General features: G+C 74.7%; 15 protein-coding genes, 1 pseudogene and 2 riboswitches. Of the genes and pseudogenes, 10 read left to right on the top strand and 6 right to left on the bottom strand.

Going from position 1 to position 23,090, the window contains the following annotated elements:
- Positions 1-32: 32 nt before the first annotated feature.
- Positions 33-194, bottom strand: a riboswitch (cobalamin riboswitch).
- A gap of 146 nt (positions 195-340) precedes the next feature.
- On the bottom strand, positions 341-1,822 hold the full coding sequence (locus tag EES41_RS28220; protein ID WP_164495960.1) for an NAD(P)/FAD-dependent oxidoreductase: 1,482 nt from the start codon (positions 1,820-1,822) through the stop codon (positions 341-343).
- Between the two features lie 134 nt (positions 1,823-1,956).
- Positions 1,957-2,946: a transcriptional regulator gene (locus EES41_RS28215; protein WP_367995787.1), complete on the bottom strand. Its 990-nt coding sequence runs from the start codon at positions 2,944-2,946 to the stop codon at positions 1,957-1,959.
- Between the two features lie 125 nt (positions 2,947-3,071).
- Between EES41_RS28215 and EES41_RS28210 the strand changes: the two genes are divergently transcribed.
- Genes EES41_RS28210 through EES41_RS28195 form a run of 4 tightly spaced genes read left to right on the top strand, consistent with a single transcriptional unit; the run spans position 3,072 to position 7,117 of the window.
- Positions 3,072-4,280 carry an MFS transporter gene (locus tag EES41_RS28210; protein ID WP_123080850.1) on the top strand — a complete coding sequence of 403 codons (1,209 nt, stop codon included), beginning with the start codon at positions 3,072-3,074 and terminating at the stop codon, positions 4,278-4,280.
- Positions 4,277-5,545 (top strand): precorrin-6y C5,15-methyltransferase (decarboxylating) subunit CbiE, encoded by a 1,269-nt coding sequence (gene cbiE, locus EES41_RS28205; protein WP_123080849.1) that lies wholly within the window; start codon positions 4,277-4,279, stop codon positions 5,543-5,545. The genes EES41_RS28210 and cbiE overlap by 4 nt, the downstream gene beginning before the upstream one ends.
- Positions 5,542-6,291, top strand: coding sequence for a precorrin-4 C(11)-methyltransferase (gene cobM / locus EES41_RS28200; protein ID WP_123080848.1), 750 nt, complete (start codon positions 5,542-5,544; stop codon positions 6,289-6,291). The genes cbiE and cobM overlap by 4 nt, the downstream gene beginning before the upstream one ends.
- Positions 6,281-7,117: a cobalt-precorrin-6A reductase gene (locus EES41_RS28195; RefSeq protein WP_123080847.1), complete on the top strand. Its 837-nt coding sequence runs from the start codon at positions 6,281-6,283 to the stop codon at positions 7,115-7,117. The genes cobM and EES41_RS28195 overlap by 11 nt, the downstream gene beginning before the upstream one ends.
- Before the next feature lie 72 nt (positions 7,118-7,189).
- On the opposite strand, the gene EES41_RS28190 is transcribed toward EES41_RS28195, so the two are convergent.
- Genes EES41_RS28190 through EES41_RS28180 form a run of 3 tightly spaced genes read right to left on the bottom strand, consistent with a single transcriptional unit; the run spans position 7,190 to position 10,567 of the window.
- Positions 7,190-8,677: a precorrin-2 C(20)-methyltransferase gene (locus EES41_RS28190; protein ID WP_123080846.1), complete on the bottom strand. Its 1,488-nt coding sequence runs from the start codon at positions 8,675-8,677 to the stop codon at positions 7,190-7,192.
- Complete coding sequence (locus tag EES41_RS28185; protein ID WP_123080845.1) at positions 8,674-9,321, bottom strand: precorrin-8X methylmutase; 648 nt, start codon at positions 9,319-9,321, stop codon at positions 8,674-8,676. The genes EES41_RS28190 and EES41_RS28185 overlap by 4 nt, the downstream gene beginning before the upstream one ends.
- A gap of 4 nt (positions 9,322-9,325) precedes the next feature.
- The gene (locus EES41_RS28180; RefSeq protein ID WP_254211587.1) at positions 9,326-10,567 is read right to left on the bottom strand and encodes a cobalamin biosynthesis protein CobG; all 1,242 of its coding nucleotides are present in this window, start codon (positions 10,565-10,567) and stop codon (positions 9,326-9,328) included.
- 218 nt (positions 10,568-10,785) lie between these two features.
- A riboswitch (cobalamin riboswitch) is annotated at positions 10,786-10,943 on the top strand.
- Between the two features lie 32 nt (positions 10,944-10,975).
- On the opposite strand from EES41_RS28180, the gene cobN reads away from it, so the two are divergent.
- The 4 genes from cobN to EES41_RS28160 all read left to right on the top strand — a co-directional run bounded on the left by cobN (position 10,976) and on the right by EES41_RS28160 (position 19,992).
- Positions 10,976-14,587 (top strand): cobaltochelatase subunit CobN, encoded by a 3,612-nt coding sequence (cobN, locus tag EES41_RS28175; protein ID WP_123080843.1) that lies wholly within the window; start codon positions 10,976-10,978, stop codon positions 14,585-14,587.
- 382 nt (positions 14,588-14,969) lie between these two features.
- The gene (locus EES41_RS28170) at positions 14,970-16,991 is read left to right on the top strand and encodes an ABC transporter ATP-binding protein (RefSeq protein WP_123080842.1); all 2,022 of its coding nucleotides are present in this window, start codon (positions 14,970-14,972) and stop codon (positions 16,989-16,991) included.
- A 169-nt stretch (positions 16,992-17,160) separates the two neighbouring features.
- Positions 17,161-19,377 (top strand): germacradienol/geosmin synthase, encoded by a 2,217-nt coding sequence (locus EES41_RS28165; protein WP_123080841.1) that lies wholly within the window; start codon positions 17,161-17,163, stop codon positions 19,375-19,377.
- 222 nt (positions 19,378-19,599) lie between these two features.
- Complete coding sequence (locus EES41_RS28160; RefSeq protein WP_123080840.1) at positions 19,600-19,992, top strand: hypothetical protein; 393 nt, start codon at positions 19,600-19,602, stop codon at positions 19,990-19,992.
- Positions 19,993-20,043: 51 nt separating this feature from the next.
- On the opposite strand, the gene EES41_RS28155 is transcribed toward EES41_RS28160, so the two are convergent.
- Positions 20,044-21,276 carry a GNAT family N-acetyltransferase gene (locus EES41_RS28155; protein ID WP_123080839.1) on the bottom strand — a complete coding sequence of 411 codons (1,233 nt, stop codon included), beginning with the start codon at positions 21,274-21,276 and terminating at the stop codon, positions 20,044-20,046.
- A gap of 119 nt (positions 21,277-21,395) precedes the next feature.
- Between EES41_RS28155 and EES41_RS28150 the strand changes: the two are divergent.
- Both EES41_RS28150 and EES41_RS43185 read left to right on the top strand, forming a co-directional pair.
- Positions 21,396-21,755 (top strand): annotated as a pseudogene (locus EES41_RS28150) (glycosyltransferase family 2 protein); the annotation flags it as partial.
- 577 nt (positions 21,756-22,332) lie between these two features.
- Positions 22,333-23,037 (top strand): tyrosine-type recombinase/integrase, encoded by a 705-nt coding sequence (locus EES41_RS43185; protein ID WP_254211586.1) that lies wholly within the window; start codon positions 22,333-22,335, stop codon positions 23,035-23,037.
- Positions 23,038-23,090 lie beyond the last annotated feature (53 nt).

Genomic DNA, 23,090 nt, shown 5'->3' with positions numbered 1-23,090 from the left:
GCGGACGTGGGTCCGCACGGCGGGCAACGGGCAGGTCTTCGGACTCGCGAGCACGCCTGCCCCGACCTGTCGGTCGGGGACGGACACCTACTGGCCGTCGCTTCCCAGGCCCGTCCGGGCCCAGTGCGTATGACGGCGGTCGTTCTCGCTCACCGCTGCGGGGCAGTCCCGGATTCCCACCGGGTTCCCTCTTACGACGCTTCCCGCCTGGCGGACGGGGGCGAACCAGCTGCACGGCCCACCTTACGGGAGCCGAATGTCAGATCGGGGTCAGATGACCTGCCGATCTCGGGTGCTCGCGGGGCACCGCGCGGACGGGGTGACCGGCTGCTGAGGGCCGCTACGCCCCCGGCGGGCCGTGGTGGGAGGGGTAGGCGGTGGTCTCCGGGGCCGTGGGGAGGCGCCACTTGGACAGGACGCGCACCACCGTGCCGGGGCTGAGCAGGGTGTTCGGCGGGGCGGACAGGGACAGGACGCCGAAGAAGGGCGCGGAGATCCCCGGATCGGCGGTGGCCCCCGCCATCACCCGGGACATGTACTTCTGCAGGATCCGGGTGGCCCGGTCCGGCGGCGGCCCCTCGGTCCCCGGGTAGCGCTGGTCCTCGCTGGTGGCGATCTGCCAGGCCACCTCCGCCGCGGCGGCCGTCCGCCGCTGGAGCCGGCGGGCCGCGCCCGGGATCTCCGCCGGCCCCAGGTCACCGATCGCGGCGGCGAGGGCGTCCGCCGCGAGCGCGGCCACCGTCATCCCGTGCCCGTACACGGGGTTGAACCGGCACGCGGCGTCGCCGAGGACGATGAACCCGGCCGGCCAGCGCTCCATCCGCTCGTAGTGGCGCCACTCGTTCGCCGTCCCCCGGAACCCGGTCGCCGGGGAGAGGGGTTTCGCGTCGCGGATGGCGTCGTAGAGGGCGGGGCTGCGCAGCGTACGGGCGAAGTCGAGGAACTCCTCGTCCTTGGTGGGCGGGGCGTGCCCGCTGCCGTAGCCGAGCAGGGTCACCAGCCAGCGGTCACCGTCCAGCGGGACCAGCACGCCCCCGCGCGGGCTGTCCGGCCGGCCCTGGACATACACGCCGCGCCAGCGCCGCCCGGGGTCCTTCGGGGCCGCGAAGGAGCGGCTGGAGTAGGCGAGACGGGAGTCGCAGCGGGAGGCTTCGGGCACCTCGTACCCCAGGGCTGCCAACCAGTCGGAGGCCTTGGAGGTGCGGCCGGTGGCGTCGACCACGAGGCGCGCGGTCAGCGGCTCGCCCTCGCGCAGTCGCACGCCGGTCACCGAGCGGCCGTCGGCGCCGGCGACGAGCCCGGTGGCCGCGGAGCCGGCCCGCACCCGGATGCGCCCGTCCCGCAGCACCTCCTGGCGCACCGTCCAGTCGATGACCTCCCGGCCGGCGAGGAGGACTTCGGCGCCGGGGACGGCGCCGAACCAGCCGGCGGGGCTCAGCCAGAGGAAGTCCCGGGGCGATTCCAGCACCGCGGCCCCGGCCGCCACCAGCTTTCCGGTGATCCCCGGAAGCATCTGTTCCATCAGCTCCAGGCCGCGCGACCACAGCACGTGCACGTGCCGGGACTGCGGAACGCCGGGCCGGAACGCCGGCCCGGCCTCGGGCAGTTCGTCCCGCTCGACGAGGGTGACGCGGGCGAACTTCGTGGCGAGCGCCCGGGCGGCGAGCAGCCCGGCCAGGCCCGCGCCGAGCACCACCGCGTGGTCCTCCGCGTGGTCCTCCGCGGCGGGGTCGTTGCCGAGGTCGTCACCGGGTTGGCAACCGGGGTCGTTCGGACGGCTCGTGGGAGAACCTGCCGGGTGGTTGTCCGTCTCGTTGTCCATACCGGCGAGTCTCGCGGGACGGCCGCGGAACAGGCCGCCCCGGCCGGGGCGCCCTGAGGCATCCCGGGGGCGGAAAGGCTCACACCCGGGGCGCCCGCCGACCCTCCGCCGCCCCTCCGGCGGCCCCGGGCCGTTCAGCGCGCGGTGGTCGCCGAGACCAGGACGTCGCCGGCCGCCACCCGCGCGTACAGCACCGTGCGGCCCGTGCGGCGGCGCAGGATCAGGCCGGCCGCCAGCAGCACCTTCAGCTGGCCGGCCACCGCGCCCAGGCTCAGCCCGGTCAGCGCGACCAGCTGGGTCGTGGACTTCGGGCTCTCCAGCAGCACCAGCACCCGCGCCCGCACCGGCCCGAGCAGGGCGACCAGCGCCTGCGGGGCCGGTGCCGTGGCCGGCTGGGTGAGCTGGCCCTCGCACGGATACACCAGGGCGTGCCGGTGGGCCCCCCGCCAGGCCACCCACCCGTGCCGGGGCGTCACGGGGACGAAGACCAGCCCGGCTTCCCCCGACAGCCCGCGCGGCGGGCGCTGCTGGAGGTTGATCCGCAGCCGCCCCTCCCCGAGCCAGGCCATCCCCGGCCGCATCCCCGACAGGGCCGCCGACCACCCGCCGAGGCTCAACTGCCGGGTGCGGACCAGGACATCGGCCTCGGCGACCCGGCGACGGCGCTCCCAGTCGGGTCGCACGGCCTCGGCCCAGACCCACTCCAGCAGCTCGGCGGTGCGCGGCCCCAGCCCCCGGGCGCGCAGGGCCGCCCCGGGCGGGCGCGAGGCGGCGCGCAGGTTCGTCCGCACCACCGCGTCCGGGGTCGCGCGGATCGACTCCAGCTCCTCCTCGAAGGGGCGGCCGTCCGGCGGCGGGGTCAGGTAGTCGGCGATCCACTGCCGCCCGAGGGCCGCCCGCAGCACCGCGGCGGTGACCGGTTCGGCGGCCAGGTACTCCTGGAACGCGGGCAGCCGGGCCGCGAGCCAGTCCCGCTCGCCGGGGTGGCCGGCGCTGCGCCACCGCAGCGCCATCAGCGCGGCCGTGGTCTCGGCCAGCGCCGACACCACGAACCGGCTGCCCGCCAGCGCGTCGGTGTCGATCCGCCACCAGCCCATCTCCCGCCCCCGCCCCGTGTCCCGCACCCGGCCCAGGCCTCCGGCTCCCAGCCGCCGGCCCCCGACCCCCGACCCCCGGCCGGCCGCCCTCGGTCTTTCGCGTGCAGGCGAAACATTAAGGGTCCCGGCGGCGCTCCCCGGACACTCCCCGCATGCCCCGGACCTACCGCTCCCTCGCCCGCACACCCGAGTTCACCCCCTTCTTCGCCGCGGCCGCCCTGCGCGTCGGCGCCTCCACCGTGAGCGGGCTCGCGCTCGCCGTCCTCGTCTACGACCGCACCGGCAGCCCGCTCCTCTCCGCGCTCGGCATGTTCGGCCCGTCCTTCGCGCAGCTGCTCGGTGCGACGCTGCTGCTCTCCGCCGCCGACCGGCTGCCCCCGCGCGCGGCCCTCGGCGGGCTCTCGGCCGCCGGCGCGCTCGCCACCCTGCTGCTGTGCGTCCCGGGGCTGCCGCTGTGGGCGGTGTTCGCGGTGCTCCTCGGCCAGGGGCTCGCCGACTCGCTCGCCGGCGGGGTCCGGTACGGGCTGCTCACCGAGATCCTGCCGCCCGGGGACTACCTGCCGGGCCGGTCGCTGCTCGCCGTCTGCGCCGGGGTGACCCAGATCGCCGGGTACGCCCTCGGCGGGCTGCTCGTCGCCGCGCTCTCCCCGCGCGGGGCGCTGCTGGCCGCCGCCGGGCTCTCGGCCGCCGCCGTGGTCACCGTACGGTTCGGGCTGCGGCGGCGGGAGCCGCGCGCGAGCGGGCGGCCCTCGGTGGCCGAGACCTGGCGCGGCAACGCCACCCTGCTCTCCGACCCGGCCCGGCGCACCCTCTACCTCGCCCTGTGGGTGCCGAACGGGCTGATCGTCGGCTGCGAGTCCCTGTTCGTCCCCTACGACGCGGCCCACGCCGGGCTGCTCTTCGCCGGCGCCGCCGCCGGGATGCTCGCCGGGGACACCGTCGCCGGGCGGTACCTGCCCGCGCGGCTGCGGGCCCGGCTGGCGGCCCCGCTGCGACTGCTGCTCGCCGCGCCGTACCTGGCGTTCGCGCTGGAGCCCGGACCGGTCGTCGCGACGGTCACCGTGGCCCTGGCCTCCGTCGGCTACTCGGCGGGGCTGCTGATGCAGGAGCGGCTGGTCGCACTGCTCCCGGAGGGCACCCAGGGCCAGGCGCTGGGCCTGCACTCGGCCGGGATGCTGACCCTGCAGGGCGTCTGCGCGGCCCTCGCCGGGGCCCTCGCCCAGTACACCTCGGCGGCGGTCGCGATGACGGCGCTGGCGGCGGCGTCGGTGGTGGTCACCCTGGTCCTGGAGCCGGGGCTGCGCACCAGTAGGCTGCGGGTCCACCCCTCTCCGTCTTCCGTCCGAGGTAGCGCGCAGTGAGCTCCGCAGCACTCCCCACGCCCCTGCCGGTGGCCGTCGTCGGCCTCGGCGCCGACGGCTGGGCCGGGCTCACCGCCGGCGCGCGGGCCGCGCTGGCCTCCGCCGAGGTACTGATCGGCGGGCCCCGGCAGCTGGACCTGCTGCCGCCGGACGCCTGTCCGGGCCTGCGGGTGTCCTGGCCCAGCCCGCTGCGGCCGGCGGTGCCGAAGCTGGCGGCCGGGCACGCGGGGCGCCGGATCGCGGTGCTGGCCAGCGGGGACCCCATGTTCTACGGGATCGGCCGCGCCCTGTCCGAGGAGCTGGGCGCGGAGGCGCTGCGGGTCCACCCGCACCCCTCGTCCGTCTCCTACGCCTGCGCCCGGCTGGGCTGGCCGGTGGAGGACACCGAGGTCGTCACGGTGGTCGGGCGCCCGGTGGCCCGGCTCGCGGCCGGGCTGTACGAGGGGCGGCGGGTGCTGGTGCTGAGCGCCGGGGCGGCGTCCCCGGGCGAGATCGCGGCGCTGCTGCGCGAGCGGGGCTTCGGGCCGAGCCGGATGCGGGTGCTGGAACAGCTCGGCTCCGAGCGCGAGGACACGTACGAGGGCCGGGCCGACGGCTGGGACCACGCGCCCGGCGACCCCCTGAACGTGGTGGCCGTCGACTGCCGCCGGGATCCGGACGCCGCCGCCCCGCGGCTCGGCGCGACCCCGGGGCTGCCGGACACCGCATACGAGCACGACGGCCAGCTCACCAAGCGGCACGTGCGGGCCGCGACCCTGTGCGCGCTGGCCCCGGCCCCCGGCGAGCTGCTGTGGGACATCGGCGGCGGCTCCGGTTCCATCGGCATCGAGTGGATGCGGACGCACCCCTCCTGCCGGGCGGTGACCGTGGAGCGGGTCCCGGAGCGGGCCGCGCGGATCACCCGCAACGCGACGGCGCTCGGCGTGCCCGGGCTGCGCGTGGTGACGGGGGCGGCCCCGGCCGCGCTGGCCGGGCTCCCGGCTCCCGACGCGGTGTTCATCGGCGGCGGCCTGACCGCTCCGGGGCTGCTGGACGCGGCCTGGGAGGCTCTGGCACCCGGCGGCCGGCTGGTGGTGAACACCGTCACGCTGGAGTCGGAGGCGGTGCTCTCCGAGCGCCACAAGCGGTACGGCGGCGAGCTGGTGAAGCTGGCCGTGGCGCACGCGGTGCCGGTCGGCGGTTTCACCGGCTGGCGGCAGGCGATGCCGGTGACCCAGTGGTCCGTAACGAAGCCCTCCCCCAGCGACAGGAAGACCCAGTCATGACCGTGTACTTCATCGGAGCGGGCCCCGGCGCCGCCGACCTGATCACGGTGCGCGGCGCGCGGACCCTGGCCGCCGCCCCCGTCTGCCTGTACGCGGGCAGCCTGGTCCCGCGCGAGATGCTGGCCGAGTGCCCGGCGGACGCCCGGCTGGTCGACACCTCGGGGCTCGACCTGGACGAGATCACGGCCGAGTTCGTACGGGCCCACGCGGCGGGTCACGACGTGGCGCGGCTGCACTCCGGCGACCCGTCCGTCTTCAGCGCCGTCGCGGAGCAGATGCGGCGCCTGGACGCGGCGGGCATCCCGTACGAGGTGGTCCCGGGCGTACCGGCGTTCGCCGCCGCGGCCGCCGCGCTGAAGCGGGAGCTGACCGTGCCCACCGTCGGCCAGACCGTCATCCTGACCCGGATCGCCCAGCAGGCCACGCCGATGCCGCCCGGCGAGGACCTCGCCACACTGGGCCGCAGCGGGGCGCTGCTGGTGCTGCACCTGGCGACGCGGTACGCGCGGCGGGTGGCGGACGAGCTGCTGCCGCACTACGGGGCCGACTGCCCGGTGGCGGTGGTGGCGATGGCGAGCCGCCCCGACGAGCTGATCCTGCGCGGCACCCTCGCCGACATCGCGGGCCAGGTGGAGGAGGCCGGGCTGGTGCGGACCGCGGTGATCGTGGTGGGCCGCACGCTGGGCGCCGAACAGTTCCGGGACAGCCACCTGTACTCCCCCGAGCGCGACCGGCATGCCTGCTGAACCGGGCGTCCCCACCGGGCGGCCCGGCCCCACGGGGCGGCCTGACCCCACCGGGCGGCCCGGGCAGTCCGGGCTCCCCGGGCCGCCCGGCCCCGGGCACGTCCTGGTCCTGGGCGGCACGACGGAGGCCCGGCTCCTCGCGGAGGCCCTGGAGCCCGCCCCGTACCGCGTGACCACCTCGCTCGCCGGCCGGGTCGCCCGCCCGGTGCTGCCGCCGGGCGAGACCCGCGTCGGGGGCTTCGGCGGGCCGGCGGGCCTGGCCGACTGGATCCGCGCCCACCAGGTCACGCACCTGGTGGACGCCACCCACCCGTTCGCGGAGCGCATGAGCTTCAACGCGGCCGGGGCGGCGGCCCTTTCGGGGATCCCGCTGCTGGCGCTGCGCCGCCCGGGGTGGACCCCGGGGCCCGGCGACGCCTGGACCTTCGCCGGCTCGCTCGCCGAGGCGGCCGCCCTGCTGCCGGGACTCGGCGCGCGGGCCTTCCTGACCACCGGCCGGATGGGCCTGCACAGCTTCGCCGCGCTCGACGGCACCTGGTTCCTGGTGCGTTCGGTGGACCCGCCGCAGGGGCCGCGGCCCGCGCAGCTGGAAGTCCTCCTGGCCCGGGGCCCGTTCGGCCTCGACGACGAACGGGAGCTGCTGGCCCGGCACCGCATCGACGTGGTGGTGACGAAGGACAGCGGCGGCTCGGCCACCGCCCCCAAGCTCACCGCGGCCCGCGAGGCCGGCATCCCGGTGCTCGTCGTCCGCCGCCCCCCGGTGCCCGCGGGCGTCCCGGAGACCTCCGCGGTCCCGGAGGTCCTGGCCTGGCTGGCCGGCGCCTGACCGCACCGGTGCGACGCGGAAGGCCCGGGGCGGCGGCGCCCCGGGCCTTCGGTGTTCAGCGCGCCCGGGCCGTCACGAGTAGCGGCGCGGGGTCCAGGTGACACGGGTGCCGTCGGGGCGGTCCGTGACCTGGGTCTGCGAGGAGCCGATCAGCAGGATCGTGCGCATGTCCACCTCGGCCGGCTCCAGTTCGGCGAGCGTGACGACGCGCACCGTCTGGGTGGGGCCGCCCACGTCACGGGCGACGACCACCGGGGTCTGCGGGGAACGCAGCTCCAGCAGGAGCTCCTTGGCCTGGGCGACCTGCCAGGTCCGGCTGCGGGAGCCCGGGTTGTACAGGGCGAGCACCAGGTCGGCCGCGGCGGCCGCGCGCAGCCGCTCCGCGATGACCTCCCAGGGCTTGAGCCGGTCGGACAGGGAGACGGTGGCGTAGTCGTGGCCGAGCGGGGCTCCGGCCGCGGCGGCGGCCGCGTTGGCGGCGGTCACCCCCGGCAGGACCCGTACCGGGACGTCCTTGTACTCCGGCTGCCCCGCGACCTCCAGGACGGCGGTCGCCATGGCGAAGACGCCGGGGTCACCGCCGGAGACCACGGCGACGCGCTTGCCGCGCCGGGCGAGGTCCAGGGCGAACTCGGCGCGCTCGGACTCCACCTTGTTGTCGGAGCCGTGCCGGATCTGGCCCGGCTTCACGGGCACCCGGTCCAGGTAGGTCGTGTACCCGACGAGCACCTCGGCGTCGGCGAGCGCCCGCCGGGTCTCGGGGGTCAGCCACAGCGGTCCGGCCGGGCCGGTGCCGACGACCACGACCCCGCCGGGCCCGGAGGGCACGCTGCCGGGGTTCCCGATCCGGCTGGGGACGACGGCGACGGCGAAGTACGGGACGGTCTCGGCGTCGGTGTCGGCGAGGATCCCGGTCCGCTCGCCCGCCATCGTCGCGCGCTCCACGTAGCGGGCCTCGGCGAGGCGGCCGCTGGCCTCCATGGCGCGCCGCACGGCGGGGAAGGTGCGGCCGAGCTTCATCACGACGGCCGAGTCGGTGGCGGCGAGGCGGGCGGTGAGCTCCTCCTCCGGCAGGGTGCCGGGCAGGATGGTCAGCACCTCCTCGCCCTCCACCAGCGGGGTCCCGAGGCGGGCGGCGGCGGCGCTGACCGAGGTGACGCCGGGGATGACCTCGGCCTCGTACCGGTCGGCGAGCCGCTTGTGCATGTGCATGTACGAGCCGTAGAAGAGCGGGTCGCCCTCCGCGAGCACGGCGACGGTCCGGCCGGCGTCCAGGTGCGCGGCGAGGCGGGCGGCGCAGTCCTCGTAGAACTCCTCCATCGCCCCCTGGTAGCCGCCGGGGTGGTCGGTGGTCTCGGTGGTGACCGGGTAGACCAGCGGTTCCTCGACGTGGTCGGCGCGCAGGTGCTTCGCCGCGATGGAGCGGGCGATGGAGCGGCCGTGGCGGGCGCTGTGGTACGCGATGACGTCCGCCTCGGCGATGACCTCGACGGCCCGCAGCGTCATCAGGGACGGGTCGCCGGGGCCGAGCCCGACCCCGTACAGGCGTCCGGCGCTCATTCGGCCACGCTCGCGATCGCGTTGACGGCGGCGGCGGCGATGGCGCTGCCGCCGCGCCGGCCGCGCACGATCAGGTGGTCGAGGCCCGAGGGGTGCGCGGCGAGGGCGTCCTTGGACTCGGCGGCGCCGATGAAGCCGACGGGGACGCCGATGACGGCGGCGGGGCGCGGGGCGCCCTCCTCGATCATCTCCAGCAGCCGGAACAGCGCGGTCGGCGCGTTGCCGACGGCGATCACCGAGCCCTCCAACAGGCCCCGGTCGCGCCACACTTCGAGGGCGGCGGCGCTGCGCGTGGTGCCCATCTTCGCGGCGAGCTCCGGTACGGCCGGGTCGGAGAGGGTGCAGATCACCTCGTTGTCGGCGGGGAGCCGCTTGCGGGTGACCCCGCTGGCGACCATCTGCACGTCGCACAGGATCGGGGCGCCGGCGGTCAGGGCGGCGCGCGCCCGCAGCACGACGTCCGGGGTGTAGCCGAGGTCCTTGGGCAGGTCCGTCATCCCGCAGGCGTGAATCATGCGCACCGCGACCTGGGCGACGGAGGCGGGCAGCCCGGAGAGGTCCGCCTCGGCGCGGATCGTGGCAAAGGACTGGCGGTAGATCGCGGCGCCGTCCTTCTCGTACTCGAACACGGTGTACTCGCTCATTTCTTCACTGCTCTTCGGACACTCGGGGGGTGTTGCGCGCGTCCCGGAGGGCCGCGCCAAGTTCGGGGGCGGTGGCGGGGACGTGCCGCGGCGCGGGACCGCCGGGTACGCCGGGTACGCCGGGACCGGTCAGCCGGTAGCCGGTCGCGGTGGCGACGGCGTCGACCCAGTCGGTGCCGCGCGGATGCCCGCAGCGGCGCTCGCAGCCGGACCAGTGGACGGACAGCGGTCCGCGGGCCCGTTCCGCGACGGCGCGCGCGTCGGCGCGTACGTCCGCGAGGGCTTTCGCGCAGCCGGGCCGTCCGGTGCAGGCGGTCACGGACTCCCAGGCGCTGCCGGGCGCGGTCACCAGCCCGGCGGGGCGGGCGGTGGTGTCGCTCACGATGACGCTGCGCCAGGGGGTGGTCCGCAGCGCGCCGGGCAGCTCCCGCCACTGGGCGGTGCGGAGCCGGCCGAGCGGGATCAGGACGCAGAGCGCGTCCCCGTGCACGCCGGGGGCGGGCGGCCCCGCGTACGGGCGGGGCGCGTCCGCGACGTACCGGGCGGGGATGCCGCGGGCGGCCAGCCGGGCGGTGAACTCCCCCGCTTCCAGGGCGTGTTCGGCGGGCAGCTCGGCGACGCGCCAGGCCCGGGTGCCGGCGCCGGCCGCGGCGTCGAGGAAGTGGCGGGCGGCCTCCAGCGCCGCCTCGGGGCCGTCGGCGGCGGCCACCTCGGCGGCGTCGGGCGCCGCGCCGAGCCGGATCAGCGCCCGGCCGCCGGGGCGCGCGAGCAGGGTCACGTCGGGGTCGAGGGCGACGACGTCCCCGCGCCCGTCGTCGACGGCGAACAGGAACCGGCCGGAGAGCGCGGCGGCCCCGGGGTCGGCGCAGAGCAGCCGGTCCAGGGCGCGCACCGGAGCGGGGTCCCCGAGGGGGCTCGCGACGATGTTGCGGACCCGTTCGTGCGAGGGCGCGGGCAGCAGGCCGACGGCGTCCAGGAGTTCGGCGAGAGCCCCGCCGCAGCCGTCGGCGAGGCCGCGGAGCTGGACGTTTCCGCGCGAGGTGAGTTCGAGGTGCCCGTCCGCGAACCGGTCGGCGGCGTCCGCGAGCGCGGCGGCCTGCGCGGCGGTGAGCAGCCCGCCCGGAAGCCGGACCCGCGCGAGGAACCCGTCGTCCGCCGCGTGCAGCCGGAGCGCGCCGGGGCATGCGTCACCGCGGTCCCGTATGACGGGTTCGTCCCGCGATGTGGCGGAGGGGGACTGGGGCATGGCGGCGAGCATACCCAGGATTCCCCCTGCCCGGCCTGTGTCCGTCACCACCCTGCCACCACCCGTCACCGCAGGCCCCCCGCCCGCGCCCCCGCCCGCACCCCCACCGCTTCACCGCCGCTTCACCGCATGTTTCCGGCCCTCATGGCGGGATCCGGCCTCACCGGGGCCCCGGTGGTACCGCAGGGCGGCCCGGACTCCCGGTCGGGGATCCGGGCACCTAAGATGACCTGCGGCGGACCGCTCGGTCCGCCATCGCCGAGGACGGCGACATGGGAGGAAGCCCGGTGCGAATCCGGCGCGGTCCCGCCACTGTGAACCCTGCGGAGCGATCGGCCGGGTGAGTCAGGAACTCCCGTCGTCCTCACTGCCCGGGGCGCGGAAACCCCGAGGAAGGCCTGCCGCCGCATGATCTTGCTGCTGTCGACGTCCGACACCGATCTGCTCAGCGCCCGCGCCGCCGCGGACGGCCCCGTCCCGTACCGGTTCGCGAACCCCTCCCGCCTTCCCCTCGACGACCTCCCCGGCCTCCTCGACGGTGTCGACCTGGTCGTCGTACGCCTCCTCGGCGGCCTCCGCGCCTGGCAGGAGGGCCTCGACCTGCTGCTGGCCCCCGGCCAGACCCGCCCGGTGGTCGTGCTGACCGGCGAACAGGCCCCGGACGCCCAGCTGATGGAGGCCTCCACCGTCCCCATCGGCATCGCCGCCGAGGCCCACGGCTACCTCGCGCACGGCGGCCCCGCCAACCTGGACCAGCTGGCGCGCTTCCTCTCGGACACCGTCCTGCTCACCGGCCACGGCTTCGAGCCGCCGGCCGCCTCGCCCACCTGGGGCCCGCTGGAGCGCACCCCCGGGACCACCACGGGTCCCCGGATCGCCGTGCTGTACTACCGCGCCCACCAGATGAGCGGGAACACCTCCTTCGTGCACGCCCTGTGCGACGCGATCGAGGCCAAGGACGCCCAGGCGCTCCCCCTCTACGTGTCCTCCCTGCGCGCCCCCGAGCCGGAGCTGATCGCCGCGCTGGAATCGGCCGACGCGGTCGTCACCACCGTCCTCGCGGCGGGCGGCACCAAGCCCGCCACCGCCTCGGCGGGCGGCGACGACGAGTCCTGGGACGCCGGCGCGCTCGCGGGTCTGGGCGTGCCGATCCTCCAGGCCCTGTGCCTGACCGGCTCGCGCAGCGCCTGGGAGGAGAACGACGAGGGCCTCTCCCCGCTCGACGCCGCGACGCAGGTCGCCGTGCCCGAGTTCGACGGCCGTCTGATCACCGTCCCGTTCTCCTTCAAGGAGCTCGACGAGGACGGCCTGCCCGCCTACGTGGCCGACCCCGAGCGGGCCGCCCGGGTCGCGGGGATCGCCGTCCGGCACGCCCGGCTGCGGCACATCGAGCGCCGCGACAAGAAGGTCGCGCTCGTCCTGTCCGCGTACCCCACCAAGCACTCCCGCATCGGCAACGCGGTCGGTCTCGACACCCCGGCCAGCGCCGTGGAGCTGCTGCGCACCCTCATCGCGGGCGGCTACGACTTCGGCCCCGTCGAGGACGTCCCGGGTCTGGTCTCCGGCGACGGCGACGAGCTGATCCGCGCCCTGATCGAGGCCGGCGGCCACGACCAGGACTGGCTGACCGAGGAGCAGCTCGCCCGCAACCCGGTCCGGATCCCGGCCGCCGACTACAAGCGCTGGTTCGCCGAGCTCCCGGCCGAGCTGCGCGACAGCGTCACCGAGCACTGGGGCGAGGCCCCGGGCAACATGTTCGTCGACCGCTCCGCGAACCCGGACGGCGACATCGTCCTCGCGGCCCTGCGGCGCGGCAACCTGCTGATCCTGATCCAGCCGCCGCGCGGCTTCGGCGAGAACCCGATCGCGATCTACCACGACCCGGACCTGCCGCCCTCGCACCACTACCTGGCCGCGTACCGCTGGATCCAGGCGCGCGCCGAGGACGGCGGCTTCGGCGCCGACGCGATGATCCACCTGGGCAAGCACGGCAACCTGGAGTGGCTGCCGGGCAAGAACGCCGGCCTGTCGGCAGCCTGCGCGCCCGACGCAGCCCTCGGCGACCTGCCGCTCATCTACCCGTTCCTGGTCAACGACCCGGGTGAGGGCACCCAGGCCAAGCGCCGGGTGCACGCCACCCTGGTCGACCACCTGGTGCCGCCGATGGCGCGCGCGGAGTCGTACGGCGACATCGCCCGCCTGGAACAGCACCTGGACGAGTACGCGCAGATCTCGGCGATGGACCCGGCGAAGCTGCCGGCCATCCGCGCCCAGATCTGGACCCTGATCCAGGCCGCGAAGCTCCACCACGACCTGGGCCTCGAAGAGCGCCCGGACGACGAGGGCTTCGACGACTTCCTGCTGCACGTCGACGGCTGGCTGTGCGAGGTCAAGGACGCCCAGATCCGCGACGGTCTGCACGTCCTGGGCGGCGCCCCGACCGGCGAGGCCCGGGTCAACCTGGTCCTGGCGATCCTGCGCGCCCGGCAGATCTGGGGCGGTACGACGGCCCTGCCGGGCCTGCGCGAGGCGCTGGGCCTCGACGAGTCGGCGGCCACCCGCACCACCGCCGACCAGGCGGAGGAGGCGGCCCGCGCGCTGGTCCAGGCGATGGAGGACGCGCACTGGGCACCGGAGGCGGTGGCTTCGGTCGCCGCCGGGCACTCGGCGGACGTGGCGGCCGTACTGGACTTCGCGGCCCGCGAGGTCGTCCCGCGCCTGGCCGGCACCACCGACGAGATCGCGCACGTGGTCAGCGCGCTGGACGGCGCCTTCGTCCCGGCGGGCCCGTCCGGCTCGCCGCTGCGCGGGCTGGTGAACGTCCTGCCGACCGGCCGGAACTTCTACTCGGTGGACCCGAAGGCCGTCCCCTCCCGCCTCGCGTGGGAGACCGGGCAGGCGCTGGCGGACTCGCTGCTGAACCGGTACCGCACGGACAACGGCGAGTGGCCCGCCTCCGTCGGCCTGTCCCTGTGGGGCACGAGCGCGATGCGCACCTCCGGCGACGACGTGGCGGAAGCCCTCGCCCTGCTGGGCGTCCGCCCGGTCTGGGACGAGGCCTCGCGCCGCGTCACGGGTCTGGAGCCGATCCCGCTCGACGAGCTGGGCCGCCCCCGCATCGATGTGACGCTGCGCATCTCGGGCTTCTTCCGGGACGCGTTCCCGCACGTCATCGGGCTGCTGGACGACGCGGTACGGCTGGCGGCGGGGCTGGAGGAGCCCGCGGAGCAGAACTACGTGCGGGCCCACGCCCAGGCGGACCTCGCCGAGCACGGCGACGAGCGGCGCGCGACGACCCGTATCTTCGGCTCGCGCCCGGGCACGTACGGCGCGGGCATCCTCCAGCTGATCGACTCGCGCGACTGGCGTACGGACGCCGACCTCGCCGAGGTCTACACGGTGTGGGGCGGTTACGCCTACGGCCGCGGCCTGGAGGGCCGGGCGGCGCGCGAGGAGATGGAGAGCGCCTACAAGCGGATCACGGTGGCCGCGAAGAACACGGACACCCGCGAGCACGACATCGCCGACTCGGACGACTACTTCCAGTACCACGGCGGCATGGTGGCCACCGTCCGCGCGCTGCGCGGCACGGCCCCGGAGGCGTACATCGGCGACTCCACCCGCCCGGAGACGGTCAAGACCCGCACCCTGGTGGAGGAGACCTCGCGCGTCTTCCGCGCCCGCGTCGTGAACCCCAAGTGGATCGAGGCGATGCGCCGCCACGGCTACAAGGGCGCCTTCGAGCTGGCGGCGACCGTGGACTACCTCTTCGGCTACGACGCCACGACGGGCGTGGTCGCGGACTGGATGTACGACAAGCTGACGGAGACGTACGTCCTGGATCCGGCCAACCGCGCCTTCCTGGAGGAGGCCAACCCCTGGGCCCTGCACGGCATCGCGGAGCGCCTGCTGGAGGCGGAGTCGCGCGGCATGTGGGAGAAGCCGGACCCGCAGATCCTGGAGTCCCTGCGCCAGGTGTACCTGGACACCGAGGGCAACCTGGAGGCCGAGGCGGAGTAACCGCCCGAAGGCTCCCGGAGACTCCCGGAGGCTCCCGAGACCGCCCCCGCGCCCGCACGGCGCGGGGGCGGTCCTCGTCTGGCCATGTCCATGGCAGGAATGTGATCAGCGGCCGGATATCGACGCAATACCTCGAAGGGGGCCCCGCACACCCCCGGGTGATTCGAACGCCGTGTCACGGGCCGGGGGCCGGGCGCCCCTTGGGGTCGGCGGAGCCGTCGCAACTGTGTACGAGCATTCGCTCCCGACGGCCCGTGACGGCGCTCTGAGCAGCCGCGTTCTTCCGGCGTCAGTTCGCCCGTCGCGGTACCCCGGGAGGAATCTTGCGATCCGTGCACGTTCATGTGGTGTTCGACCCCGCGCGGGGCGGAGGTGGCCGCGCATGAGGCTCCTCAAGCGGCCCGTGCCCGCCGAACCCGCCGTTTCCGAGAGCGAGCGCCGGCTCTTCGGCGGCCCGCTGCGCTACGACGCCGGCTGGGCCAACCACGAGTACGCCCGGCTGGAGAGCGGGCTGCTCAGCACCCTGCGCGCCATGCCCCGGATGGTCCGCGGCACCCTCCGGCTCGCCTGGGACACCGACCGGCCCGCGCTGCTCACCGTCGCCGCCGCCGAGGCCGGCCAGGGCGTCACCTCCGCCGTCGGGCTGCTCGTCCTGAGCGCGGTGCTCCGTACGCTGTTCGGCGCGGGCAGCCCCGCCGAGCGGCTGCACGAGGCCCTGCCCGCCCTCGCCGCCGGGGCACTGGTCGCCGTACTGGGAGCCGTCCTGGCCTCCCGGTCGACGGCGGCCGCCGGGCGGCTGGAGCCCAAGGTCGAGCGGGCCGCGCAGGAGCAGTACCTGCACGCCGCCGTCGAGGTCGAGCTGGAGGCCATCGAGGACGGGGAGTTCCGGCGGCTGCTGGACAGCGCCCAGTGGGGGCCGCCGTCGGCCCGCCGGACCGTCGGCGCCTGCGTGGCCACCCTGGGCGGGCTGATCTCCCTGGTCGCGACCGCCGGGGTGCTCACCGTGCTGCACCCGCTGCTGCTGCCGATGCTGCTGCTGATCGCCGCCCCGCGCGGCTGGGGCGCGATGCGGGTGGCGCAGCGCCGCTACCTGTCGGTGATGGCCTGGGTGGAGCACGTCCGGGCCGCCCGGCTGATCGGGCAGCTGCTGATCGCCCGTACGTCGGCTCCCGAGGTCCGGGTGCACCGCGTCGGCCGCTACCTGCTGGGCCACTACCGCAACATGGCCGAGCACGCCGAGGGCGAGGCCACCCGGCTCGCCAAGGACAAGGCGGCCACCGAACTGCTCGCCGCCGCCCTCTCCGGGCTCGCCGCGCTCGTCACGTACGCGGCGATGGGCGCGCTGATCGCCGCCGGACGGATGGACCTGGCGGTCGCCGGCACCGCCGTGATCGCGGTGCGCGCCGGCTCCGCGAGCCTGGGGGCGCTCGTCGCCACCACCAACACCCTGCACGAGGAGTCCCTGTACGTCCGGGACCTGGAGCGGTTCGTCGCCGAGGCGGGGCGCCGCGCCATCCCCCGCGGCGGGCGGCCGCTGCCCGAGCGGATGGGCACGATCCGGCTCACCGGGGTGGGGTTCGGCTACCCCGACCGGGAGGAGCCGGCCCTGGCCGGGGTGTCGCTGACGATCGAGGCGGGCCAGGTGGTGGCCCTGGTCGGGGAGAACGGCTCCGGCAAGAGCACCCTCGTCAAACTCCTCGCCGGTCTGCACCTGCCCGACACGGGCACCCTGACCTGGGACGGGGTGGACGTCCGGGAGGCCGACCGGGCGCAGGTCTTCGACCGGGTCGCGCTGCTGACCCAGGACTTCGAACGCTGGCCGGTGACCGCCCGTACCAACATCGCCATCGGGCGGCCCGGCGACGCGGGGGCGGACGGCTCGGTCGACCAGGCGGCGGAGGTCGTGGCCGCGGCCCGGTACACGGGGGCCGACGAGGTCGTCGCGAAGCTGCCGCACGGTTACGAGACGCTGCTCGCCCGGGTCTTCCGGGGCGCCTCGGAGCTCTCCGGCGGGCAGTGGCAGAAGTTCGGTCTGGCCCGCACCCGTTACCGCGACGCCCGTGTCATCGTCGTGGACGAGCCCACCTCGGCCCTGGACCCGGCGGCGGAGATCGCCGCGTTCGACAGCATCCGCGGCCTGGCCGGTCCGCACCGGGCGGTCGTCCTCGTCACGCACCGCATGTCGGGGGTGCGGCACGCGGATGTCATCTACGTCCTGCACGAGGGCCGGCTCGTCGAACAGGGCTCCCACGAGGAGCTGTTGGCGCGGGACGGGCGGTACGCGGCGATGTTCCTGATGCAGGCGGAGCAGTACGCCGAGCAGCACGGGGCACAGCCGCGGGGGGTGAGCACCCCTATCCCCCGGCAGGCCCCGCCGCCACAGAAAGGGAGCACCGTCACCTGATGCGGTGAACTCCCCCTTATCCCAGGGGCACCAGGGGTAGAGCACTGCTGGTCTCATGCGGGGGCCCGGGCGACCGGGCCCCCGCGCTTCGGCGTGCGCGGTGCCCGGAACCGGGTCCGCCCGCGTCCGAGACAGCCCCGATACGGACAGACGAAAGGCTCACCCCGCCGTGACGCAGCCGTTCCAACTGCCGGATTTCTACGTGCCCCATCCGGCGCGACTGAACCCCCATCTGGAGGAGGCGCGGGTCCACACCAAGCGGTGGGCGCGCACCCTCGGGATGCTGGAGGGGTCCGGCGTCTGGGAGGAGAGCGACCTCGACTCGCACGACTACGCCCTGCTGTGCGCGTACACCCACCCCGACTGTGACAGCGAGGCGCTGTCGCTGGTGACCGACTGGTACGTGTGGGTGTTCTTCTTCGACGATCACTTCCTGGAGATGTACAAGCGCTCCCAGGACCGCGACGGCGCGAAGGCGTACCTCGACAGGCTCGCCGCGTTCATGCCGATGGACCTCGCCGACGGCTTCCCCGAGCCCGCGGGCCCGGTCGAGGCTGGCCTCGCGGACCTGTGGGAGCGGACCGTGCCCGCCATGTCGCCGCACTGGCGGGAACGGTTCGCCGAGTCGACCAGGAACCTGCTCAACGAGTCGATGTGGGAGCTCGCCAACATCAACATCGGGCGGGTGGCGAACCCGCTGGAGTACATCGAGATGCGCCGCAAGGTGGGCGGCGCCCCCTGGTCGGCCGGGCTGGTCGAGTACGTCTCCGCCGAGGTCCCCGCGCGGGTCGCGCACACCCGGCCGCTCGGTGTGCTGCGCGACGCCTTCTCGGACGCCGTGCACATCAGGAACGACCTCTTCTCCTACGAGCGCGAGGTGGCCGACGAGGGCGAACTCTCCAACGCCGTCCTGGTGCTGGAGACCTTCCTCGGCTGCTCCACCCAGGAGGCCGCCGAGGCCTCCAACGACCTGCTGACCTCACGGCTCCAGCAGTTCGAGCAGACCGCGCTCGGCGAACTCCCCCAGCTCTTCGCCGACCACGCGATGGACCCGGCCGAGATCGCCGCCGTCCTCGCCTACGCGAAGGGGCTCCAGGACTGGCAGTCGGGCGGCCACGAGTGGCACATGGTCTCCAGCCGCTACATGAACAAGGAGGCCCGCCCCACCGCGCCGCTCTCGCTGCCCTTCATGCCGACCGGGCTCGGCGGAGCCGCCCTCGACCTGCGGTCGGTCCTGGAGCCGCGCGCGCTGGAGCGGCGCCGCCGCTCCTTCTCCCACGTCCCGTTCGAGCGCACCGGGCCGTCCGTGATCCCGGACATCCACATGCCGTTCGTGCTCTCCCTGAGCCCGCACCACGCCCACGCGCGCGAGGGATCGGTGGCCTGGGCCCGGGAGATGGGGCTGCTGGACCCGCAGCCCGGTGACCCCGGTTCGGCGATCTGGAGCGAACCCAAGCTGCGCGGTTACGACTTCGCGCTCTGCTCGGCCGGCATCGACCCGGACGCCACCCGCGAGGCGCTGCTGCTGAACGCGTGCTGGCTGACCTGGGGCACGTACGGCGACGACTACTACCCGGTGGTGTTCGCCCAGGCCAAGAACCTCCCGGCGGCGAAGGCGACCACGGCCCGGCTGATCGCGATGATCCCCGTCGACCACGCCGAGCAGCCGGAGCCGGCGACGGCGATGGAGCGGGCGCTGGGCGACCTGTGGGTGCGCACCTCGGCGCAGATGGTCCCGCAGGTCCGCGCCGAGTTCCGGGCGACCCTGGTGTCCATGCTGGAGAGCTGGCTGTGGGAGGTGGACAACCAGATCCAGAACCGGATCCCGGACCCGGTGGACTACGCGGAGATGCGCCGCAGCACGTTCGGCTCGCACCTGACGATGTACCTGTGCCGGCTGGGGCAGCAGGGCCGGGGCATCCCCGAGGAGATCTACGCCTCCGGGACGATCCGGTCGCTGGAGAACGCGGCCGCCGATACCGCCTGCATGATCAACGACATCTTCTCCTACCAGAAGGAGGTGGAGGTCGAGGGCGAGGTCCACAACTTCGTGCTCGTCACCCGGAACTTCTTCGACATCGGCTACCCCGAGGCGCTGCGCATCTGCCACGACCTGATGACGCGGCGCACCGAGGAGTTCGAGCACATCGTCGCGAACCAGCTGCCGCTGCTGTACGACGACTGGAAGCTCGACGCGGAGGCCCGCGCGGGGCTCGACGCGTACGTCGGCGAGCTCAAGGACTGGCTGGCCGGCATCCTCAACTGGCACCGCAAGGTCCGGCGTTACCGCGAGGAGGACCTGCACGGCCTGCCCGACCTGCTCTCCAGCGGGGTCTGGAGCTCCTCCTTCGGCATGTCGGCGGCCCGCGTCTCCCTGCCCCGCTGACCGCCCCGATGTCCGCGGGAGCCGGCCCGGCCCCCTCCGGGGTGTGCGCGTCAGCTGACGCTCATGCCCCGCTCCGGCCACTGCCCGGCCTCCGCGGACATCGCGAACACCGCGTCGATCTTCCGGAAACGCACAAGTGCGGCCATCGCCATTCGCCTTCGCAGCGGGCCCTCGCGGTGTGATGGACTGACGTCCGTTCAGCATTGGCCACGAGGGGGAGACATGACTGCCGAAGCACCGGCCCAGCGGACGCCCGATCCCGCGGGTGCCCCAGCGGCGGACGCCGGAAAGGAAGGCCGGCAAGCGGACCGCATCGAGGCGTGGTCCATCGCGTGGATGCTCCTGGCCATGCTGGTATGGGGATGCTTCGCCTTCCTGATGCTCGCCGACTACGGCCCCGAGTCCGGGGACAGAGCCCTGTGCCGAGGCCCGCTGGTCCGCCCGGCGTCCGAGAGCGGCCTGTGCCGCGACGAGCTGCGCCAGTGGCCCGCCCTGCTGGGCATCCTCGCACTGGCGGCCGTCGTGACCGTCGTCGCGGCGGCGACAACGGTGTACGCCAAAGTCCTCTCCCGCCTGGCCCACCACGAGCCGCCCGGCGCGCGGCCGCGGGACTAGCCTGGCCAACCCCACGGCCCCGCGAGCCCGGCCTGATCCGAAAGACAGGCCCTAGAACTCGTCGGCGGTGTGCGGCAGCAGCTCCGTGCGCAGGGCGGCGTCGAGCGTCGCCGCCGCCCCCGGGGTGTGCTCGCGCACCAGCCCGGCGGCGACCAGTTCGACGGCCCGGGTCCCGCCCAGGTAGCAGGCGGCCAGCTCCCGGACGTCCAGCTCCAGGTCCGGGGCCTGGCCGGCGCGTTCGTACGTCGCCCCGCCCGGCCCCGCCTTCAGCCGGAACCGCCCGGCGTTGGCGGGCAGCCGTACGTCGGCCAGCTCCAGCACCAGTTCCACGGGCGCGGCCCACGACCGCGCGGTCAGCGCGGCCCGTACGTCGACCAGCCGCAGCCAGAGCGCCGGGAACACGGCGGTGACCTTGACCTGGTCCCGGTCGGCGGCGAAGTGCAGCAGCGGGTCGTCGGCCGGGCGGCCCCAGGCGCTGACCCGGCCGGTGAGGTCGAGGCCGGCCACGCACTCCCAGAGGGCCGCGGCGACGGCCGGGGTGTCCGCCTCCAGCTCGTCGACCCGGACCAGGCCCGGAGTGTGGACGGGCCCGCTGTCGTCCCCCGGCTTGGTGCGGTAGATCACGTACCCGGCGAGCGGCTCGCCGGGATCCCCGAGGGCGATGATCCGGGGCGGGCTGAGCTCCTCGTCCTCCTCGTCCTGTTCGCACAGCCACTCCTCGCGCCACCGCTCGGGACCGCGGCTCGGGCGGCCGGCCCGCAGGGCGCGGGTGGCCTCGTGGGCGGGGCCGATCAGGGCGGGGGCGTCGGCCGGGTCGATCATCCGCAGCGGCCGCCGGTCCGGGGCGATGCGCAGGGCCAGGGGCCGGGTGGAGTCGATCTCGATCGTGACGCCCTGGGTGGCGGATCCGTAGCCGAACCGGCCGTAGATCGCGGCCTCGGAAGCCCACAGGGCGGCGACCGGGGCGCCCGCCGCCCCGGTGCGGCGCAGCTGCTCGGCCATGAGCGCGGTGAGCACGCCCCGGCGGCGGTGGGTGGGGGCGACGGCGACGAAGGTGAGCCCGGGGCAGGGCAGGTCCGCCCCCGGGACCGAGAGCCGGAAGCGGTGCGCGGCCATGAACCCGACCAGCGCGTCCCCGTCGTAGGCGCCGAGCCGGGCGCAGTGGCTCAGCAGGGTGCGGTGACGGGCGCGCCCCTCCTCGTCGGGCCGGTCGTGGAAGACCAGGTAGGCGAGCTCCTGGGCGCGGTCGATGTCGGCCTCGGGTACCTCGCGGATGTCCACCATGATCCGGAGACTAATCGGTCATCGAGGACCGCTCACCCCATATTGGCCGGAAAGTCCCGCACGAGACCCCCCCCCGGGGCCCCCTCTTCGGTCGCCACGACACCAGTGGGCCCCGCCGGAACCTGGGGGTGTCCGGCGGCCGGAACGTCGCCTGGCGCCGCCTGAGGGACTTCGGGGACGTGGACGTCCTGGTGGACCTGGACGACGACGGCCTGTTGACCGAGGCGGATGCCTTCCGGCGGATCGCCGACCTGTACGCGGCGGACCGCCGGTTGGGCATCGTCTCGTTCCGGATCGCGGACGAAACCGGTGAGACGCAACGGCGGCACGTGCCCCGCCTGCGGGCGGGGAACCCGATGCGGCGGGGCCCGGTAACGACCTTCCTGGGTGGCGGACATGCCCTGTCGATGCCGATGCTGGAGGAGACGGGCCCCTGGCCGGACGCCTTCTTCTTCACGCACGAGTTAACTTGCCTGTCTGCCATGTGTACTTGATGTGTGTGGGAGGCATTGCCTCCTGCCTCCCAGCCTCGTTAACCGGTCGAGCACACGATGTGTGTGACGTGTGGCTAGACGAGGCGAGGGTGGCGAGTGAGCCGACGGACAGTCATTGGGGATCTGCGGGTACAGGAGATTCGCCGACGGGACGGCCGGGTCGCGTACACGATCGTCGAACCAGGCGGTCTGGTACATCGCGTGGCTGACAGCTTCCTGCGCACATGCGACGTCGGTACGGCGAGGACGTACGCATTTCTGCTCGTGGATCATCTGCGGTGGCTGCGTTACGAGGGCTTGTCGCCGGAGACGGTGACCTTCTACGACCTCGAGCGGTACATGGGGGCGGTCGGCGCCGAGTTCGGCGGGCCGTTCGGGCAGCCGTGGCGAGAGGGGAAGAGGCCCTACCAGCAGAGCACGCTGGAGACCGCCGCAGCGGCACTGAAGGGGTTCTACGTCCACCAGGGGAAGCTGGGGATCAACGAGACCGTCGCTGGGGAGGACGCGGCTGCCGACGAAGTCCGACCGGAATCGCGCCTTGCTCGGTCATGTTCTGAAGCAGATGTCGGCCAACAAGCTGCGGCCGAAGCGCGTGGTCCGACGGCGCCACCCGAAGCTGCCACCGGAGGGTACCCGCGAGTCCTTGCTGGCGGACTTCAAGACGGCGCGGGACCGGATGGTCGTGACGTGGCTGGACGACGGCGGCTTCCGTATCGGCGAGCTGACGGGGATGCATCTGATCGACCTGCACCTTCGGGAGAACGCCCGCTGCGGCGAGTGTCGCTCGGCCCATGTGCACATCTGTCACCGCGAGACGAACGCGAACCGGTCCCGGGTGAAGACGAAGCAGGACTGGGTCGTACAGGACGGGGTCGTACAGGGAGGCGCGATCCGGCGGGCGAGTTCGGCGATGGTGCACACCTACTTCGACTACATGACCACCGAGTACCCGTCCCAGGTCACGCACGGCATGTTTCTGGTGAATCTGTCTGGGCCTACCGCTGGGCTGCCCTGGAGCACCGACTCGGCACGCAAGTTGCTGAGGCGGGCTGGCTACCGACTGGACTTGGGCCTGGTCAGGCCACACATGTTCCGGCATCAGTTCGGCAGCGACGTTCTCGACGCCGCGGGCGGCAACGCGGTGATCGCGCGGGATGCCGGCGGCTGGGCCTCCGCGCAGACCGTCGAGGAAGTCTACGGGCACACCGACGTCCACGACCCCGCGTTCGTCACCGCACTGAACACCGTGTGGGGTGAGCCGAGTTGAGTTCGCCACTGCGCGCACTGCCTGACCGTGGTCACGGGCAGCTTGGCCGGGAT

The organism is Streptomyces sp. ADI95-16 (assembly GCF_003721495.1).
GTDB classification, from domain to species: domain Bacteria; phylum Actinomycetota; class Actinomycetes; order Streptomycetales; family Streptomycetaceae; genus Streptomyces; species Streptomyces goshikiensis.
The sequence above is the reverse complement of the archived record's forward strand: the minus strand, read 5'-3'. Positions and strand labels throughout refer to the sequence as shown.

Coding starts and splice junctions, on each gene's coding strand:
- EES41_RS28210 (WP_123080850.1), top strand. CDS start 3,072: ATGCCCCGGACCTACCGCTCCCTCGCCCGCACACCCGAGTTCACCCCC.
- cobN (WP_123080843.1), top strand. CDS start 10,976: ATGATCTTGCTGCTGTCGACGTCCGACACCGATCTGCTCAGCGCCCGC.
- EES41_RS28190 (WP_123080846.1), bottom strand. CDS start 8,677: ATGAGCGCCGGACGCCTGTACGGGGTCGGGCTCGGCCCCGGCGACCCG.
- EES41_RS28170 (WP_123080842.1), top strand. CDS start 14,970: ATGAGGCTCCTCAAGCGGCCCGTGCCCGCCGAACCCGCCGTTTCCGAG.
- EES41_RS28195 (WP_123080847.1), top strand. CDS start 6,281: ATGCCTGCTGAACCGGGCGTCCCCACCGGGCGGCCCGGCCCCACGGGG.
- EES41_RS28155 (WP_123080839.1), bottom strand. CDS start 21,276: ATGGTGGACATCCGCGAGGTACCCGAGGCCGACATCGACCGCGCCCAG.
- EES41_RS28180 (WP_254211587.1), bottom strand. CDS start 10,567: ATGCCCCAGTCCCCCTCCGCCACATCGCGGGACGAACCCGTCATACGG.
- EES41_RS28220 (WP_164495960.1), bottom strand. CDS start 1,822: ATGGACAACGAGACGGACAACCACCCGGCAGGTTCTCCCACGAGCCGT.
- EES41_RS43185 (WP_254211586.1), top strand. CDS start 22,333: ATGTCGGCCAACAAGCTGCGGCCGAAGCGCGTGGTCCGACGGCGCCAC.
- EES41_RS28185 (WP_123080845.1), bottom strand. CDS start 9,321: ATGAGCGAGTACACCGTGTTCGAGTACGAGAAGGACGGCGCCGCGATC.
- cobM (WP_123080848.1), top strand. CDS start 5,542: ATGACCGTGTACTTCATCGGAGCGGGCCCCGGCGCCGCCGACCTGATC.
- EES41_RS28160 (WP_123080840.1), top strand. CDS start 19,600: ATGACTGCCGAAGCACCGGCCCAGCGGACGCCCGATCCCGCGGGTGCC.